This window comes from Plantactinospora alkalitolerans (assembly GCF_015690345.1).
Classification (GTDB): domain Bacteria; phylum Actinomycetota; class Actinomycetes; order Mycobacteriales; family Micromonosporaceae; genus Plantactinospora; species Plantactinospora alkalitolerans.
On sequence record NZ_JADPUN010000404.1, the window covers coordinates 23,001 to 39,656 of the forward strand.

At 71.7% G+C, this 16,656-nt stretch carries 12 protein-coding genes and 1 pseudogene; 6 read left to right on the forward strand and 7 right to left on the reverse strand.

The genetic code is table 11. The annotated features are described in order from the left end of the window. Positions 1-3: 3 nt before the first annotated feature. Positions 4-1,236 carry a sensor histidine kinase gene (locus I0C86_RS39370; protein ID WP_196206403.1) on the forward strand — a complete coding sequence of 411 codons (1,233 nt, stop codon included), beginning with the start codon at positions 4-6 and terminating at the stop codon, positions 1,234-1,236. Between the two features lie 139 nt (positions 1,237-1,375). Here the strand turns inward: I0C86_RS39370 and I0C86_RS39375 are convergent, their stop codons facing one another. From I0C86_RS39375 to cysC, 5 genes are all read right to left on the reverse strand, one after another. Continuing rightward, on the reverse strand, positions 1,376-2,557 hold the full coding sequence (locus I0C86_RS39375) for a serine hydrolase domain-containing protein (protein ID WP_196206404.1): 1,182 nt from the start codon (positions 2,555-2,557) through the stop codon (positions 1,376-1,378). 43 nt (positions 2,558-2,600) lie between these two features. Next, a complete protein-coding gene (gene galT / locus I0C86_RS39380; protein ID WP_196206414.1) occupies positions 2,601-3,680 on the reverse strand; it encodes a galactose-1-phosphate uridylyltransferase in 1,080 nt (359 codons plus the stop codon). Between the two features lie 55 nt (positions 3,681-3,735). Next, entirely contained in the window at positions 3,736-4,515 is a 780-nt protein-coding gene (locus I0C86_RS39385; RefSeq protein ID WP_196206405.1) for a DeoR/GlpR family DNA-binding transcription regulator, read from the reverse strand. Then, positions 4,515-6,557, reverse strand: a complete 2,043-nt coding sequence (locus I0C86_RS39390) for a beta-galactosidase (RefSeq protein ID WP_323374135.1) — start codon at positions 6,555-6,557, stop codon at positions 4,515-4,517. The genes I0C86_RS39385 and I0C86_RS39390 overlap by 1 nt, the downstream gene beginning before the upstream one ends. A gap of 119 nt (positions 6,558-6,676) precedes the next feature. Continuing rightward, a complete protein-coding gene (cysC, locus tag I0C86_RS39395) occupies positions 6,677-8,206 on the reverse strand; it encodes an adenylyl-sulfate kinase (RefSeq protein ID WP_196206406.1) in 1,530 nt (509 codons plus the stop codon). Positions 8,207-8,514: 308 nt separating this feature from the next. Here cysC and I0C86_RS39400 point away from each other — a divergent pair. From I0C86_RS39400 to I0C86_RS39420, 5 genes and pseudogenes are all read left to right on the forward strand, one after another. Beyond that, a pseudogene (locus I0C86_RS39400) lies at positions 8,515-9,417 on the forward strand (ABC transporter ATP-binding protein); the annotation flags it as partial. A gap of 74 nt (positions 9,418-9,491) precedes the next feature. After that, the gene (locus tag I0C86_RS39405; RefSeq protein WP_196206408.1) at positions 9,492-10,376 is read left to right on the forward strand and encodes an ABC transporter permease; all 885 of its coding nucleotides are present in this window, start codon (positions 9,492-9,494) and stop codon (positions 10,374-10,376) included. Between the two features lie 52 nt (positions 10,377-10,428). Continuing rightward, positions 10,429-11,340: an ABC transporter ATP-binding protein gene (locus I0C86_RS39410; protein ID WP_196206409.1), complete on the forward strand. Its 912-nt coding sequence runs from the start codon at positions 10,429-10,431 to the stop codon at positions 11,338-11,340. Between the two features lie 5 nt (positions 11,341-11,345). After that, complete coding sequence (locus tag I0C86_RS39415) at positions 11,346-12,056, forward strand: ABC transporter permease (RefSeq protein WP_196206416.1); 711 nt, start codon at positions 11,346-11,348, stop codon at positions 12,054-12,056. A gap of 127 nt (positions 12,057-12,183) precedes the next feature. Then, entirely contained in the window at positions 12,184-12,672 is a 489-nt protein-coding gene (locus I0C86_RS39420; protein ID WP_196206410.1) for a hypothetical protein, read from the forward strand. 185 nt (positions 12,673-12,857) lie between these two features. On the opposite strand, the gene ppc is transcribed toward I0C86_RS39420, so the two are convergent. Together ppc and I0C86_RS39430 are read right to left on the reverse strand one after the other, a co-directional pair. After that, complete coding sequence (ppc, locus tag I0C86_RS39425) at positions 12,858-15,644, reverse strand: phosphoenolpyruvate carboxylase (protein WP_196206411.1); 2,787 nt, start codon at positions 15,642-15,644, stop codon at positions 12,858-12,860. Positions 15,645-15,939: 295 nt separating this feature from the next. Continuing rightward, positions 15,940-16,482 carry a hypothetical protein gene (locus I0C86_RS39430; RefSeq protein WP_196206412.1) on the reverse strand — a complete coding sequence of 181 codons (543 nt, stop codon included), beginning with the start codon at positions 16,480-16,482 and terminating at the stop codon, positions 15,940-15,942. Between the last annotated feature and the right edge of the window lie 174 nt (positions 16,483-16,656).

Below are 16,656 nucleotides of genomic sequence, written 5' to 3' on the forward strand. Positions count from 1 at the left end.
CGGATGTCGTCCACGAGGCTGACCATTCGGGCCCGGCTGACGCTGGTCTACGGCGGACTCTTCCTGCTCGCCGGGCTGTTGCTGCTCGGGGTGACGTACGCCCTCGTCTCGCAGCGGCTGCCCGACCGGCCGTCCTTCACGGTGTCGGGGTCGCTGTCGGGGTCGGGGTCGGCCGGTGCCCGGCAGACCGACCCGGGACTGGTGAACGGCCAGCAGACGTCGCCACCAGCGCGGTCCGGTGATGCCGACCCGCCGTACCCGGCGGGGAATCTGGAACAGGTGAACCGGGCGGCCGTCGAGACGCGGCAGGACGCCCTCGACGCCCTCCTCACCCAGGGCGGGATCGCTCTGGGTGTGGTGGGTGCCGCCGCGATCGCCTTCGGCTGGCTGATCGCCGGCCGACTGCTCCAGCCGCTGCATCGGGTGACCGAGACGGCCCGACGTATCGCCGGTGCCCCGGACGCCGATCGTGGCCTGCACGAGCGGATCGCGTTCACCGGTCCACCCGACGAGATCAAGGAACTCTCCGACACCTTCGACGTGATGCTGGAACGGCTCGACCATGCCTTCGACAGCCAACGGCGGTTCATCGCCAACGCCTCGCACGAACTGCGTACGCCGCTCACCCTGAACCGGACGTTGCTGGAGGTCGCGGTGGACGCCGACACGGCGTCCGTGGAACTACGCCAGCTTCGCACGACGCTGTTGGCGGTCAACGCCCGGCACGAGCGGCTGATCGACGGGCTGCTCCTGCTGGCCCGGTCCGAACGTGAGGTGGCCGACCGCGCCTATCTGGACCTGGCGGACGTCGTGGAGCACGTGGTCGCGCAGGTACCGCCGGGCCCGGTCGCCGTACACGTCGAGGCGGCCGAGGCACCGGTCACCGGCAACTCCGTCCTGCTTGAGCGGCTGGTGCAGAACCTGGTCGAGAACGGGGTACGGCACAACGTCCCGCAGGACGGCTGGGTACGGATCAGCAGTGGCGCCGGGCCGGACGGTACGGTCGTGCTGCGGGTCGCCAACACCGGGCCGGTCGTACCCGGGTACGAGGTGCCGAGGCTGTTCGAGCCGTTCCGTCGGCTCGTCACCGACCGGCTGGCCGCCGGCACGCCCGGTGCGGGGCTCGGACTGTCGATCGTCCGGGCGGTCGCCCTGGCGCACGGCGGCACGGCGCACACCGAACCCCGCGACGGTGGCGGCCTCGTCGTCACGGTCAGCCTGCCGGCCGCCGCCTGACAGTGTCGTCCGAGAGCCGGGCGACCTGTCGGGCCAGCCGGGCGACCTGTCGGGCCGGCGGGTCGACCTGTCGGGCCAGCCGGGCGCGGCCCGCCAGGCCAGCCCGGCACGGCCCGTCAGATCAGCCGGGCGCGGCCCGTCAGGCCAGCCGCTGGAACTCGGTCAGCCCACCGTTGAACAGGAAATCGACGGTCTGGGTCAGCGCGATCGCGATCAGGTCCCGGTGGGGGTCGTTGAACCAGGACGTGCCGTAGCCGCCGTCCCAGCCGTACCGGCCCGGCACCGGAGACGCCTCGTCCGACCCGGTGCTGACCGCCAGGCAGTAGCCCCAACCCTGCCCGTCCAGCACCGGCCCGCCCCCGGCGATCTGCTCCGGCGTCAGGTGGTTGGTCGTGATCAACTCGACGGAGCGTTCCGACAGCAGCCGCTCACCCCGGTGGACCCCCCGGTGCAGCAGCAGCCGGGCGAACGCCAGATAGTCGTCCGCGGTGGAGACCAGGCCGGCCGCGCCGGACGGGAACACCGGCGGCTCGGCCCACTCGCCCGGTGTGGAGGACTTCTGCTCCGTCAGCGCACCGGTCTCCGGGTCGGTCGCGTAGTAGCCGGGCAACCGGTCGAGGTCCTCGGCAGGCAACGAGAAGCCGGTCTGGGCCATGCCGAGCGGCTCGAAGATCCGGGTCCGGAAGTAGTCCGGCAGCGACTGCCCGGCGGCGCGGGCGACCAGGACCCCCAGCACCAGCGCGGCGCTGTCGTACTGCCACCGCTCGCCGGGCTGGTGCAGCAGCGGCAGCGTCCCGAACTGTCTGATCCACTCGTCCGGGTCGTGCGGCGTACGCGGGTCGGGCGGCCCGATCCGCAGTTGCCGCTCGCGGGCCGCGGTGACGACCGGGTACGGCGGCTGGAAGCTCGGCTCGAAGATCAGGCCGAAACCCATCCGGAACGTCAGCAGGTCCTCGACAGTGGTCGGACGACGGGCCGGGACGGTGTCGTCGAGCGGGCCGTCGACCCGGCGCAGCACGGCCTGGCCGGCCAGTTCCGGCAGCAGACGGTCGATCGGGTCGTCGAGGGCGAGCCGGTCGTCCTCCACCAGCATCATCGTGGCCACTCCGAGCACCGGCTTCGTCATCGAGCCGATCCGGAAGACCGTGTCGCGACGCATCGGCGCGGTGCCGCCGAGGGTCAGCGTGCCGATCGGGTCGACGTGGACGTCGTCGCCTCGGGCGACCAGGGTGACCAGGCCGGGCAGTTCGGCCGCGGCCACCCGGGCCGCCATCGCCGTGACCAGTCCGCGTGCACCTGTCGGGGTTGTCGAGTGGGCCATGGCGGCAGCCTAGCCAGCATCCGACAGATTGGTCCTGATCGCCTCAGGCGAGGTCCCGCAACATCTGGGCCGCCCGCTCCGGCGGGATGTCGTTGATGAAGACGCCCATCGCCGACTCCGACCCCGCCAGGTACTTCAACTTGTCCGCCGCCCGCCGGATGCTGAACACCTGCAGATGCAGGTGACCCAGGCCCGGCGCGGCGTGCACCGGCGCCTGGTGCCAGGCCGAGATGTACGGCAGCGGCCGGTCGAAGAGCGCGTCGAGGCGGCGCAGCAGGTCGAGGTAGAGCGGTCCGAAGGCGTCCCGCTCGGCGTCGTCCAGCCCCGGGATGTCCGGCACCGGCCGGTGTGGAGCCAGATGCACCTCGAACGGCCAGCGGGCGGCGGCCGGCACGTACGCCGTCCAGTGCTCGTTCTCGGCAACCACCCGGTCCCCGGCAGCCCGCTCGGCGGCGAGGACGTCCGCGTACAGGTTCCGTCCGCCGGTACGTTCCGCATGCCGCTGCGCCGCGGTCAGCATCGCCCGGCTGCGCGGTGGCAGGAACGGGTACGCGTAGATCTGACCGTGCGGGTGGTGCAGGGTGACGCCGATCTCCACGCCCCGGTTCTCGAAGCAGAACACCTGCTCCACGCCGGGCAGCCCGGAAAGCGCGGCGGTGCGGTCGGCGAGCGCCTCCAGTACGGTGCGGACCCGGGCCGGCGCAAGGGTGCCGAACGAGGCGTGATGGTCCGCGGTGAAGCAGACCACCTCGCACCGCCCCGCCGCCGGCCGGAGCGCGGTGTACGGGGTGACCTGTCCGGGCGGGTCTCCGGGCCGGTCGCTGAAGGACGGAAAGCGGTTCTCGAAGACCACCACGTCGTAGTCGTACGCCGGGATCTCGCTGTGGCGGTCCGGAGTGGACGGACACAGTGGGCACTGGTCGGTGGGCGGCAGGAAGATCCGGCTCTGCCGGTGGGCGGCGATCGCCACCCACTCGTCGACCAGCGGGTCGTACCGCAGTTGCGAGGCGGGTGGCGGCGGCGGCAGGTCCCGCCGGTCCGGCCCCTCCCGGACCGCGTCCGACCGCTCGTCGAAGTAGATCAGCTCGCGCCCGTCCGCGAGCTTCACCGACGTACGCCTCATGCCGGGCCGAGTCGAGGGGTTCCGCTCGCTCATGCCACCTCCCCGCCTCGTCCGTTCATGCCGCCAGCTCGCAGATCAGTAGTTCGGTGACCTGGGCGGCCAGGGCCTCCCGGGCCGGTTCGGGCAGGCGGGCGTCGGTGACCACGGTGTGCGCCTCGGCCAGGTCGGCGAACGAGGAGATGCCGACGGTCGCCCACTTGGTGTGGTCGGCGAGTACCACCAGCCGGTCCGCCGAGGCCAGCAGTGCCCGGTTCGTCTCGGCCTCGGACAGGTTCGGCGTGCTGAAGCCGGCCCGCTCGCTCATTCCGTGTACGCCGAGGAAGACCAGGTCCAGGTGGAGCGACCGGATCGCCGCGACCGCCACCGGCCCGACCAGCGCGTCGGACGGTGTGCGTACCCCGCCGGTGAGCACCACCGTCTGGTCCGGGCGCCCGGACCGGTGCAGGATCTCGGCGACCGGGATCGAGTTGGTGACCACGGTCAGCGCCGGTATCCCGGTCAGCCGGTGGGCGAGTTCGGCGGTGGTCGTACCGGCGGAGAGCGCGACCGCCATGCCCGGGGTGACCAGCCGGGCGGCCTCCCGCGCGATGGCGGCCTTCTCGGCCCGCTGCCGGACGGACTTGGCCGCGAAACCCGGCTCGTCGGTCGAGCCGGGCCGGGCCGTGGTCGCTCCGCCGTGCACCTTGGCCAGCAGGCCGCGTTCGGCCAGCGCCTCCAGGTCACGCCGGATCGTCATGTCGGAGACGCCGAACTCGGCGGCCAGTTCGGTGACCCGGACCCCGCCGGCGGTGCGGACGCGGCCCAGGATCGCCTCCTGGCGTTGCTGGGCCAGCATCAGTGTCTGGCTCCGGCGGGCGGCTCCGCGCCGGCTTCCCTTCCGGCGAGCACGGTGACGCCGTGCGGTTCGACCCTGGTCGGGCCGGTCCACCGGACGCCGGTGAGCAGGTCGACCCCGGCCGCGTCGACCTCCGCCGGCTGGTCGCCGTGGTTGAGCAGGAACAGGTACGACCGTCCGTCCGGGTGCCGTCGCCGGATCGCCTCGATGCCGGGTACGGGTACCTGGGTGGGCCGGGCACCGGCGGTGTCCGCCACGGTCGTCAGCAGGCGACCGAGCGCGGCGTCGTCCAGTCGGGTCCCGAGATACCAGGCCGGTCCGCCGGCACCGGTCCGCCGGGTGATCGCCGGACCACCCGGAACGGGCCCGTCGGCGTACCGGGCCAGCACCTCGGCGTCCGGTGTGGTCAGCGCCTCCGTCCAGACCGTCGCCGTGGCGCCGTCGTCGAGTCGTACCGTGCCGGCGGTGGGCAGCGGAAAGAACTCCTCGACCCGGATGCCGAGCAGTTCGGCGAAGGCGCCGGGCAGCGGGGCCGGCCGGACCTGGTCATGCTCGTCGACCAACCCGCTGTACGGGCCGACGACCAGGGTGCCGCCGGACCGGACGTACCCGGTGAGGTTGTCGATCCCCGCGTCGTCCACCGCGTAGAGCGCCGGGGCCAGCACCAGCCGGTAGCCGCTCAGGTCGGCGCCGGGCCGGGCGAGGTCGGCGGTGATCCCGGCCCGCCAGAGCGCGCTGTGCCAGCGCCGGATCTCGTCGAACGCGACCATGTCCCGGCTGGGCTGGTTGACCGCCTCCTGGGCCCAGACGCTGCCGTAGTCGAGCAGTACCGCGACGTCCGCCTCGGTCCGGGAGCCCTCGATCTCGGCCAGCGCCCGCAGGTGCCCGCCGAGTTGGACCACCTCGCGCCAGATCTTCGAGTCGGTTCCGGCGTGCGGCAGCATCGCCGAGTGCCACTTCTCCGACCCGGCCCGGCTGGCCCGCCACTGGAAGAAGAGCGCGCCCTCCGAGCCCCGCGCCACGTGTGCCAGCGCGTCCCGGACGAGCTGTCCGGCCGGCTTGGCCAGGTTGCGGGGCTGCCAGTTGACCGCGCTGGTGGAATGCTCCATCAGCAGCCACGGGCCACCGGCCAGCGACCGGCTCAGGTCGGCGGCGAAGGCGATCTGTGCCGGTGGTTCGAGCGGGTGCTCACCGAGCAGGTAGTGGTCGTTGGAGAGCAGCCGGTCCGGGCCGGTGAGTTCCCGGCCCCAGTCCCAGTGGTCCAGGTCGACGCAGCTCGCCGTCATCAGGTTGGTGGTCACCGGTACGCCGGGGGAGAGCCGGTGCAGCACGTCCCGTTCGGCGGTGAAGCAGGCCAGGTGCTCGTCCGAACCGAACCGCCTGAAGTCCAGCACCTGCCCGGGATTCGACGAGGTCGGAGTGGCCCGGGGCGGTTGCACCTGCGCCCAGTCGGTGTACGTCTGCGACCAGAACGCCGTACCCCACGCCGCGTTGAGGCCGTCGAGGTCGCCGTACCGGTGCCGGAGCCAGCTCCGGAACGCCTCGGCCGAGGTGTCGCAGTAGCAGTGCGCGTTGTGGCAGGCGTACTCGTTGTGCACGTGCCAGACGGCCAGCGCGGGATGGTCGTGGTACCGCCGGGCGAGCTGCTCGGTCAGGGCCAGTGCGGCCTGCCGGTACCCGGGGGAGCTGGCACAGATCGCCTGCCGGCTGCCGTACGTGAGTCGTCGACCGTCGGCGTCCACCGGCAGGGTCTCCGGGTGTGCGTACGAGAACCAGGGCGGTGGCGAGGCGGTGGCGGTGGCCAGGCAGACCTTGATCCCGCCGGCGTGCAGCCCGTCCATGATCCGGTCCAGCCGGTCGAAGGCGTACCGCCCCGGGGCCGGTTCCAGCCAGGCCCAGGCGAAGACGCCGACGGTGACCAGGTTGACCCCGGCCTCCCGCATCAGCGCGACGTCCTCCGGCCACACCTGCTCGGGCCACTGTTCGGGGTTGTAGTCGCCGCCGTAGCTCAGGCCGTCGATGCCCGGCACCAGACTTCCCACACCGCCTCCAACGCGCTCGCACGCAATCCAACAGATACGCACACTAGCGCTCGGGTGGGGGTGTTAAGAAGGGGCCCTTCCTATGCAGAAAGCGATAAGAAGGGGCCCTTCCTTACACCTCAGGCGGGTTGGAGGCGGGGTTCTGCCCAGCCGGTTTCCGTCAGGCGGGTGAGGACTGTGCGGATGCAGTCCTCGACCGGAAGGTCGGTGGTGTCCAGCACCAGGTCGGCGTCGGTCGGTTCCTCGTACGGGTCGTCGATGCCGGTCATCCCGGTGAGCTGACCGGCCCGGGCCCTGGCGTACAGGCCCTTCCGGTCCCGTTGCTCGCAGACCGCCAGCGGGGTGGCGACGTGGACGAGCAGGAACCCGGCACCGGCGGCCCGGGCCATCTCCCGGGCGGTGGACCGGGCCCGGGCGTACGGGGCGATCGGGCAGCAGATCGCCAGGCCCCGGTGCCGGGCCACCTCGGCGGCGACCCAGCCGATCCGGCGAACGTTCAGATCGCGGTCGGCCCGGCCGAAGCCGAGGCCCGCGGAGAGTTCCCGCCGGACCACGTCGCCGTCGAGCAGGGTCACCGTCCGGTCTCCACTTTCCCGCAGCGCGTCGGCCAGGCCCCGGGCGATCGTCGACTTGCCCGAGCCGGAGAGCCCGGTGAAGAAGACCACCAGACCTCGGTGCCGACGGGGTGGCCGGGCCCGGGTCAGCTCCTGGGCCACGGCCGGCGGGGTGTGCCATTCGGGCAACGGGAAGCCCCGGTCGAGCAGGTCGTCGATCTCTTCCTGGCTCAGCGCCAGTCGCCGGTTGCGGGGCGGGATGTCGTCCCGCCACCGCCACTGGCCGTCCCGGTTGTCGTAGGCCAACTCGCGCGGCACCAGCATCCGCAGCCCGCCGCCGGTGAGCATCTCGGTGGTGGAGAGGACGTGGGTCACCCCGTAGGCGCGGGCCACCCGGGCCCGGAGCAGTGCGTCCCAGACCTCGTCGCCGCGTCGGGCGATCGGCACCGCGACGATGGTGGCGGGCGGCATCCGGTCACGCGCCCCGAACACGCTCCGCACCAGTACCTCCGGCGACAGCCCGTCCGGACTGCCGTCGGCGACCGGGATGATGATGAGCAGGTGGGCGGCGAGCGTCCGGACCGCGTGGGCGATCTGCGCGAGCTGGGGGCGGTGCAGCGGCCGGTCGGCGATCACCCCGAGCACCCGGCCCGGCGGCAGCAGTTCGCGGACCTCGCCCGGCGCCCGGCGCAGCCGCTGGAACGGGCCGTGCCCGCCGTCGCCGATCCGACGGACCGGACCGCCGACGCCGTACGCGCCCTGCCGGTTCGGCCAGAGGTCGGTGACCTCCAGCAGCGCGATCGGCGCCCCCTCCGGATCGGTGAGGACCAGTCCGCGCTCCGCCGGATTGGCCAGGTCGAGGCCCTTGGTCAGCTCGGGCGGGATCTGCAGGGTCACCGGTACCGGCCAGGGAGTGGCGTTGGCGAGTCGTCCGCGCCGGGCCACCGAGGCCAGATCGGCGCGACCCATGAAGCCGTCGAGCGGGGCGTACGCCCCGGAGAGCAGCAACTCCAGGTCGGCCAGCTCAAAGGGACGCGGCGTGTACGCCGGAGCGTCACGCAGCAACTCGTCGGGCAGCACCCACCCGTTGCTCATCGCACTCCCCACTACCCCGCCGGCCCACAGTTTCCCAGCCTGCCGCTGATCGGTCGAGACCGCCACTCCCGATTGGACGCCCCGATCGGCAACACCGTATTCGATCAGTGGCCACGAGGAGATTACCCAACCGAGGGAAGATCGGAAGCGCCGAATGACGGGGCAATCCGGATCGGTGGCCCGAGGCACCGGGTTGGCTGGTTTTGTCCGTCCGGCCGGGCCGGATCAGGGGCGCCCGCAAAGGATCAGGGAACCCTCAGGGTCCGTCCCGGACCCCCTGCCGGGCCTCCGGGCTCTAGGGTGGCGACGTGACGCTGATCGCGACCCAGTCGCTGACCAAGACGTACGGCAATCAGGTGACCGCGTTGTCCGACCTGACGGTCACCGTAGAGCCGGGAATCGTCGGACTGGTCGGCGCCAACGGGGCCGGCAAGTCGACCTTCATCAAGATCATGCTGGGTCTGCTCGGCCCGAGCGGCGGGCAGGCCCGGGTGCTCGGGCTCGATCCGACCGTGGACGGGCACGAGGTCCGGACCCGGGTCGGCTACATGCCCGAGCACGACTGCCTCCCGCCGGACCTGTCGGCCGCCGAGTTCGTCACGCACATGGGACGGATGAGTGGGCTGCCCCGGACGACCGCCCGGGAGCGCGCCTCCGAGACGCTGCGGCACGTCGGCCTCTACGAGGAGCGCTACCGGCAGATCGGCGGCTACTCGACCGGGATGAAGCAGCGGGTCAAGCTGGCCCAGGCGCTGGTGCACGATCCGGACCTGCTGCTGCTCGACGAACCGACCAACGGGCTGGATCCGGCCGGTCGGGACGCCATGCTCGCCCTGATCGAGCGGATCGGCACCGAGTTCGGCATCTCCGTACTGGTCTGCTCGCACCTGCTCGGCGAGGTCGAACGGATCTGTGACGCCCTCGTCGCGATCGAGGGCGGCCGGTTGCTCCGGTCCGCGCAACTCTCCGACATGACGACGGTGACCGAGGTGCTCTCGATCGAGGTCAGCGAGGGCACCGAGGAACTGGCCGCCCGGCTGACCGAGGCCGGCCTGTCGGTACGCGCCGAGGGTCAACTGCTGCTCGTACCGCTGGTCGACGACACGACGTACGACCTGATCCTGACCGCGGTCGCCGAGCTGGACCTGCCGTTGCACCGGCTCGACCAGCGGCGGCACCGGGTCGCGGAGCTCTTCGCCACCGAGCCCACCGAGCCCACCGAGCCGGCCGAGCCGGCCGAGCCGGCCGACCTGGCCGACGCCGGCACCACCACGGGAGGACTCCAGTGACCACGCTCGACGCCCAGCCGGCCGCCCGGCCGACCGGGGTCATCCACGACATCGGCTACCAGCGGTACTCCGGTCCCCGGCTCGGCCGGCGACACATCGTCGGTGCGCTGTTCCTGCACGGGCTACGGGCCGCCTTCGGGCTCGGCCGCACCGCGAAGGCGAAGATCTTCCCGTGGCTGGTGGTCGGGGTGGTCGGAGTCGTCGCCGTGGTGCTGACCGCGGTACGGGCCCAGACCGGCGAGGTGGTGCTGCGCTACGCCGAGTTTCCCGAGGTACTGACGATCCTGATCATCTTCTTCTGCGCCATCGTCGCACCGGAACTCGCCTCCCGCGACCTGCACAGCGGCGTGATGCCGCTGTACTTCGCCCGCCCGCTGCACCGCGCCGACTACGCGCTGGCCCGGCTGGCGTCCCTGGTCTGCGCGACATTCCTGCTGCTGGCCGGGCCGATCACGGTGATGTTCGTCGGCGCCGCGTTCACCGTGGGCGAGGTCGGCCTGGTGTGGGACGAGTTCGGCAGCTACCTGGGGGCGTTGGCCTACGTCGTCGTCCATGCGGTGGTCTTCGGCGCCGTGGCGCTGCTGATCTCGTCCTTGATCCGGCGGCGCGCCATCGCGGCCGGAGCGATCGTGGGTGCCTTCATGCTCACCACCCCGGTCGTGGTGGTGCTGACCCTGATGCCGAATGCGACCGCGAACCAGCTTGCCGGCCTCGCCAGCCCGGTCAGCCTGGTCAGCGGGCTCGGCGACTGGGTGTTCGAGTCGACCGGCGAGGCCGGTATCGGCGGCTACGGCCCGCTGTACGCCATCGTCGCGGTCGCTCTGGTCACCGGTTGCGTCCTGCTGTTGCTCGCCCGCTACCGGAAGGTTGCCTCCAAATGAGCGCGAGAAGCGCGCGTGCCGGAAGCCGGTCGGGAATGAAAGGTCGCTCAGCATGACGAACGTGGACCTCGACGGCGTGTCCCGCTGGTACGGCAACGTGGTGGCGGTCAACGACGTGTCGATGAGTCTCGGCACCGGGGTGACCGGGCTGCTGGGACCGAACGGTGCCGGTAAGACCACGGTGCTGCACATGATGGCCGGGTTCCTCGCCCCCTCCCGGGGCACGGTGACGCTCGGCGGTGAACCCACCTGGCGGAACCCCGCCGTGTACCGCCGGCTCGGCCTGGTCACCGAGCGCGAGGCCGTGTACGACTTCCTCAGCGCGTACGAGTTCGTGCTGGCCAGCGCCCGGCTGCACGGGCTGGCCCAGCCGGAGGCGGCGGCGCAGCGGGCGATCGACCTGGTGGAACTGGCCGACGCCCAGGACCGCCGGGTCGGCACCTACTCCAAGGGCATGCGCCAGCGGGCCCGGGTCGCCGCCGCGCTCGTGCACGATCCCGAGGTGCTGCTGCTCGACGAGCCGTTCAACGGAATGGATCCGCGGCAGCGGATGCACATGATGGAGCTGTTGCACTCGCTCGGCGGTGCCGGCCGGACCATCCTGTTCAGCTCGCACATCCTGGAGGAGGTCGAGCAGGTCTCCGGCACGGTCCAGGTGATCGTCTCGGGCCGGCTCGCCGCCTCCGGCGATTTCCGGACCATCCGGCGGCTGATGACCAACCGGCCGCACGTCTTCGCGGTGCAGTCCAGCGACGACCGGCGGCTGGCGGTCGAGCTGATGGGTCAGCCGTCGGTCAACGGCGTGGACATCGATCGTGACGGGCTGACCGTCAGGGCCGGTGACTACGGCAGCTTCACCCGGGCCCTGCCGAAGATCGCCCTGGCTTCGGGCATCCGGGTACGCCGGCTGCTGCCCTCGGACGAATCCCTGGAGAGTGTCTTCTCCTACCTTGTGGAGGCGTGAGACCGGTGACGACCATCTCCTGGATCACCGCACGCGGTCTCTTCGGCCGCCGGCGGTTCCTGCTGCTGTTCCCGCTGCCGATGCTGCTGGTCCTGCTGGCGGCGATGTCCCGGGCCGCCGGGGTCGACCCGGGTCAGTGGGGATCGCCGATCATCTACGGCCTCGGCCTCGGGGTGGTGCTGCCCGTCATCGCGCTCATCGTCGGCACCGCGGTGCTGGGTTCCGAGATCGACGACGGAACCCTGGTGCACGTCCTGACGAAGCCGTTGCCCCGTTGGCAGATCGTGCTGCCCAAGCTCGGGGTGGCCACGCTGGTCACCGCGCTGACCGCGGCCATTCCGCTCTACGTCGCCGGGGTGCTGGCCAATTCGATCCGGTTCGGGCTGGGGCTGGCGGCGGCCACCGCCGTCGGTGCGCTTGTCTACTCGGCCCTGTTCCTGGCACTCAGCCTGGTAACCCGCCGTCCCGTGCTGCTCGGCCTGGTGTACGTGCTGATCTGGGAGGGTCTGCTCGGCAACGTGGTCAGCGGTACGACGGTGTTGTCGATCCAGCACTACGTGATGACGGTGGCCGACACGATCGCGCCGACGACGTTGCTGGAGGGCAGGGTGTCGCTGCCGGTGGCGATCGTGATGTCCGGTGTCTTCACCATCGGTTTCACCGTGCTCGCCATCGACCGTCTCCGCTCGTTCAGCGTGGCCGGCGAGACGAGCTGACCGGACGGGCCGTTCCGGATCCAGTCCCTCCAGTCGCGCTCCAGATCCTGTCCAGTGCCGGGCGCCATAGTCGGGTTCTTCCGATGGCGGACTCGCCCCATCGGAACCCGACCGAGGAGCTGGCCACATGAGTCGACCCTTCGCCGGATCGAGGTCCGGCATCCCAACCACACTACGACTGGCGGTAGCCGCACTGGTCACGTTGGCAGCGTGCGCCGTCGTCGCGACACCAGCCTCTGCGGCGCCAGCACCGGCGCCGGCACCCGTACCCGCACCTGCCGGCGACCTCGCCGCCGGCAAGGGCCACCCGGTGGCCACGGAGATGTTCACCATCCAGAAGACCAAGCCCGACCTGTCCCGGATGACGCCGTTCAGTGCGTCCAACAAGACCGCCACCGTGTCGCAGTTCAACTGCTACTACGGGTACTACCCGCCGGGCTACTCCATCGACTTCTACTGCTACGTCTACACCGGTGCGATCCAGATCTACCTGGAATGCACCGACCCGCTGATCCGTGGGTACAGCCCGGTGCTGCCGGCACCGGGGACGTACAGCCTTCGCGCCGTCTGCGGACCGCCGGCGGTGTGGTCCTACTGGAACGTCGTGGACGCGTAGCAGGTCGGTCGTCGACGAAGCGGGCCGGGGCGACCGAGCTGACTGCCGGTCGTCCCGGTTCCTGCGCGCCGGGTCCGGCGCCGCGCCGCCCACCAGTTCTGCCGTTCCGCCGGTTCCGGGCGGATTCAGCGACGCCATTCGAGCCAGTTCTGGCCATCCCGGCCCATCCCGGCCCGGTTCGGCGGTCAGCCGGTGTTGCGCATGCCGGCGGCGATGCCGTTGACGGTGGTGAGCAGGGCGCGTTCGAGTGCCGTGCCGTCGCCGGGGGCGCGTCGACCGCCCGGCGCGGTGGCCATGGCCCGCCCGGCGGCTCCCGAGTCGCGGTACTGCCGCAGCAGGGCGACCTGGAGGTGGTGCAGCGGCTCCAGGTAGGTGTCCCGGACGGCGAGCGTACGTTGCAGCACGGGCGAGTTCTCCAGCAGCGCGGGTGAGGCGGTGATGGCCAGCACCTCACGCTTGGTCAGCTCGTACTCCGCCTCGATCGTGTGGAAGATCGGGTGCAGTGGCTCCGGCACCAGGGTCTCGACGTACCGCCGGGCGATGTTGAGGTCGGTCTTGCTCAGCATCATCTCGACGTTCGACAGGAACGTCCCGAAGAAGTGCCAGGCCCGGTGCATCTCGCAGAGGACGTCGAACATTCCGGCCTCGCGGGCGGCGGCCAGCCCGGAGCCGACGCCGAACCAGCCGGGGACGATCTGCCGGGTCTGGGTCCAGCCGAAGACCCACGGGATGGCGCGCAGCCCGCCGAGTCCGGCTCCGGTGTTGGGGCGTTTCGCCGGCCGGGAGCCGATGTTGAGCGCACCGAGCAGTTCGGTCGGGGTGGAGGCCCAGAAGTACGCGGGCAGGTCCGGGTTCTCGACCAGTGACCGGTACGACCGGTACGCGGCACCGGAGACGACGTCCATCGTGGAGTCCCACCGGTCCAGCGCCTCGGCCGGTTGGCGCGGAGTGGTGTGCAGCAGCGTGCTCTGCAGCACGGCGGCCAGGGTCAACTCCAGGTTCTCCCGGGCCAGCGACGGCAGGGTGTACTTGTCGGAGATGACCTCGCCCTGCTCGGTCACCTTGATCTCGCCGTCCAGCGTGCCGTACGGCTGGGCCAGGATCGCCTCGTGGGTCGGCCCGCCGCCCCGGCCGACCGTACCGCCCCGGCCGTGGAAGAGCCGCAGCCGTACGTTGTGCCGGGCGGCCACGTCCCGGAGCGCGCGCTGGGCGCGGTGGATGGACCACTGCGAGGTGGTGATCCCCGCCTCCTTGTTGGAGTCGGAGTAGCCGAGCATCACCTCCTGCACGTCGCCCCGGGCCGCCACGAGCGACCGGTACGCCGGCAGGGAGAGCAGTTCGTCGAGCAGGTCGCCGCCGGCGTCGAGTTCGGCCGGGGTCTCCAGCAGCGGGACGAAGCCGACCCGGGCGCGGCCGGTGTGCACGTCGACCAGTCCGGCCTCCCGGGCCAGCACCACCGCGGCGAGTACGTCGTCCACGCCGAGCGTCATCGAGATGACGTACGACTCGATGACCTCGACGCCGAACCGCTCCTGGACCTCCCGGATGGTGCCGAAGACGTCGAAGGTTTTCCTGGCCGCCTCGGTCAGCGGGGTGTCCATGGTGGACAGCGGACGGCGTCCGGCCAGTTCCTCGGCGAGGAGTTTGGTCCGCTCGGTACGGCTCAGCGCCGCGTAGTCGGGTACCTCCCCGACCTGGGTGTAGAACTGCCCGAGTACGGCGTGGTGCGCCTCGGCGTGCTCCCGGATGTCCATCGTGGCCAGGTGCGGGCCGAACGCCGCGACCGTCCTGATCGCCGAGGCGAGCCGGCCGACGGCGGTGAGCTGGCCGGAGTTGCGGGCCAGCGAGGCGCGCATCAGTTCCAGGTCGGCGAGCAGGTCGGCGGAGCCCCGGTAGTCCCGGCCCGGCACGTGCGGGGTGCCCTGATTGAGCCGGCGCCGGGTGTTGGCCAGCTTCGCCCGGATGCACCGCGCCTTGAGCCGGTACGGCTCCTCGGCGTTCACCCGGCGGAACCGGGCCGGCACCTCGGGCAGCGCGTCCAGGTCCTTGGCGAGGCTGGCGGAGAGGTCGAGCGACACTCCGCGCAGCCGCCGGGAGACCGAGATCTCGTTGATCAGCGACTCCATCGCCGCCTCGGTGGCCTGGATGCCGTGCTCGTACTGAATCAGCAGCACGTCCCGGGTGACCTGCGGGGTGACGAAGGGGTTGCCGTCCCGGTCCCCGCCGATCCAGGTACCGAAGGTCAGCGGCCGGGCCGTCGGCGCGGTCTCCACGCCGAGTCCGCGCAGGGTGTCGGCGAGGTTGTCGAGCACCTGCGGTGCCGCCTCGGCGTACAGGTCCCGCAGGTAGTAGATGGCGTTGCGGGCCTCGTCGGTCGGATCCGGCCGGTCGAGCCGCAGCTCGTCCGTCTGCCACAGCAGGTCGAGCAGTTCGGCGAGTCGCCGGTTGGCCGGTCCCTCGTCGCTGGCGCCGTACAGGATGGCGGCCGCCGCCTCGGCGTCGAGTTCGTCGGCGACGGCGCGCAGCTTGGAGAGGATCGACCGGCGGGCCGCCTCGGTCGGGTGGGCGGTGAAGACCGGGCGGACGGCGAGCCTGCGGGCGGCCGAGGCGATCTCCTCCGGCGGCACCCCCCGCTCGTGGATCAGCCGGGCGGCCTGGTCCAGCCAGCCGCCGTGCGCGGCCCGCTGCCGGCGCAGCTCCCGGGACCGGTGTACCTGCTCGGTGATGTTGGCGAGGTGGAAGTAGGTGGAGAAGGCGCGGGCCAGCTTGGTGCCGGTGGTCACGTCCATCGCCCCGAGGCGCTGGGCGGCGGCCTCGGCGTCGTGCCGGACCAGGGCGCGGACCTCCTCGACCAGGTCGAGGAGCGGCGGGCCCTCCTGCCGGGCGAGGGTCTGACCGAGGAGCTTGCCGAGCCGGCGGATGTCAGCGCGCAGCGCCGCGTCCGGGCCGTCGTGATCATGCTGGTCGGTCACTGTGCGCTCCTTGATCGAGTACGGAGGACAGCGCTGTCCGACACCGTGGATGTTATCGGCGGCCGGTCGCCGACGCGAACGTGGTCCGCGCCGAACCGATCGCCGCCGCACACCCACCAAGCGTATCCGTCCGGAGGTAAGCGCAGGTCAGCGGAGCGTGCTTGCGCCGGGCCGAACTGCGGCCCGGTGATCGTTAGCTTGCTCACCGGGCCGCCGTCGGCCCGGCCGGCCCGGTCCGCGGTGGCGCCGGTCACCGGTCACCGGTGCGGGGTTGATCACCAGTGACCGGCGCTGACTACCAGGTGATCGTGCAGCGACCGGCGCTGAAGTGGGTGATTGCCGCCATGATCTCCGCTTCCGGCTTGTCGGCGAAGTTGAGCGTCGCGGTGAAGCCGGAGCCGTAGAAGAGTTTCAACAGGCCGGCGTCGACGGCGGTGAAGGCGCCCAGGTTGCTGTCCGCCCGAGGGTCGCGGGGCTTCACCACCACCATCTTCTCCAGGCTCCAGCGCCGCCGCGAGATGTGCGCGATCCCCTCCCAGGGCAGCCAGATCGCCTGGCCCCGGGTGGGGCGGGTCTTGATCCACATGCCCGCCGGGCCGACCGCCATCACGGGGCCGCCCGAGGCGATGAGCCACAGTTGGAAGCCGAGTGGCGCCGCGATCAGCAGCAGCATGCAGCCGAAGAAGGCGAGCGCACCCAGGACGGCGCCGCTGTCGGAGGCACCGGAGGTGTCCGAGTTCAGCAGGCCGACTCCGACGACGCAGATGATCAGGCTGAGCGGCAGCACGGCGACCGCGCCGAGCAGCAGGCCCCGCTTGAGCGCGTTCGGACGTACCACGAACGGCTGGTCCTCCGGAATGCGCTTGGTGGTCGGCGGAGGCGCCGCCGGCTGCCCGGGTGGCTGTCCGTACCCGGGTGGCTGTCCGTACCCGGGCGGTTGTCCGTACCCGGGAGGTGGTCCGTACCCGGGCGGTTGTCCGTACCCGGGGGGTGGTCCGTACCCGGGGGGTGG